Source organism: Wolbachia endosymbiont of Tuta absoluta (genome assembly GCF_059414725.1).
Genome location: NZ_JBNRJY010000022.1, coordinates 1 through 1,911 on the forward strand (window position 1 = coordinate 1; position 1,911 = coordinate 1,911).

The 1,911-nt window shown below is 35.2% G+C and carries 1 protein-coding gene; it reads left to right on the plus strand.

Annotated features, from left to right (window positions below):
- Positions 1 to 1,715 precede the first annotated feature (1,715 nt).
- Positions 1,716 to 1,911: ankyrin repeat domain-containing protein (locus tag ACJ5GX_RS00120; protein WP_495292559.1), on the plus strand; the 196-nt coding region annotated here is incomplete at its 3' end.

Below are 1,911 nucleotides of genomic sequence, written 5' to 3' on the forward strand. Positions count from 1 at the left end.
CACTTCTAAATGATCACCCAGACTATGAGCGGCAAACGTAGATGCATGACGTGTGCTATGAGCTCCAAATATAGAGATGTCGATACCACTATCTTTAAGTACTTTTTTGACCCAATGGTATAGAGTTTGAGTAACAACTTTTTTATGAAAAGTGATATTTAATCAACCTGAAATTAGACTATACCAACTCAAAATACTAGGTTTCCTACCTCGATATTCGATTTTGTTGAATCGTCCGATATTTCTGCCGAGTTGCATGGACCATGATCGATCAAAAACTTTAATAGACAGCTACCAGATAAATCATGGTTAAGTTTAGATAATAGTACTCGAATGCGGTATAATTACAGTAGATTATTAACTTGACCCACTAGAAAAGAAGAAGACTTGTACATAATATTTATCACAATAAAACAATTTTAAACGGATTCAAGTTGTGTTTATTTAGGACTAGATTTCCGCCCAGCAGATTCACCCGCTGCCACTCATTTTCCCGTGTTAATATTTGTTTTCCTGCGGTAAAGAGTAGCATATGTGTAATTCCAGGTTATACTCTACTGGTGTTCCAAATTTCATCCAAATCGGTCAAGCCGTTTGTGCGTGAAGAGGTAACAAACATACACACACACATACACACACACAAACACACACACACACACACACACACACACACATAAGTACGGATTTTACAATTAAATGTTTTTTTTTTGTGATGAGTAATAGTTTTGCAAAGTTAAGAAAATATTATCAAGTATTTACATAAAACCGCAAATACGCGTAATCATGAGAAATCGTCCGATTCACAAAATTAATGAGGATACTAAGGTATGTTGTTGCCTGAGTCTATTAGATGGAGAAATGACTAAGTCTGGCTGTGACGGCAGTGCGTGCCCCAAAAATCGCCGCTTTGAGTGCTAAATGGAGGGTCTATGAGGAGATACTACTTTGATCTCTCTGTTAAATTATATATTTAATGCACTCCATGGATGGATACAGTACTCGTACGGACATTAAAACAGTTTTCCAAAAATGGGTATCATAATATTTAAGAATATATCAAATGTACTATCTATCTATGGTGTAGATATTTTCAGTTGTTTTCGTAGCAATTTCATAGCCTCTAAATACGTACATTCTACGCAAATGCTACGCCGAACACGCTGGCATAATACAAAGTGGTAAAATTGCAGTGTATTTTCTGTGCACAAAATTAAGACTTTACATATAAAAATAGTTTCTTAATATAAAACTGATTAACCCAAATTGTCTGAAATAATGTAGAAAATTAAAATAACATTGTTCTGTTTGTGGCTCCGACGGTTTTCACCGCAACACGTGCCCCAAAAATGTCTGTTCTGATCTGCGCGAGACACATAGCTAGTGTACATTGCAGTTCATTATAAACGCATTTCACTAGATTGATCTTTTAAAAAAAAAACCATTTCTGTGAATTTCCATATTCATATAAACACGAACGCACGAAGCCTACCTCAACCTTAGCCTTTTTTGTATTTGTATTTGTAAAGTAGGGTCTACAAAATATGGCATTTTTGACACAGTACCAAGAACAAGGTTACAAACACAGATTGGTCACAAACACAGATTGATCCATTGCTTTGTGGAACCTACTTTAGAATTTTCTTTCTCGGGTGACGTGGAAAAATCAAGACAATAAACACAATTAGAAAACCCTTACCTTAGAATGAGGAATGCTGATGTTTAAAAAGATCGATCCGCGTAAAAATTTCGATAATGTAACCCAACGTGTGAAAAATGTACCAATCGAAAGTAAAGACTTGAAATTACGGACACCCCTATTTTGTGCTGCTAAAAATGGTCATATAGAAATAATCAAATATCTTTTAAATAAAGGGGCGAATTTAAATGATCGATCAATCTGTGTTTGTGACC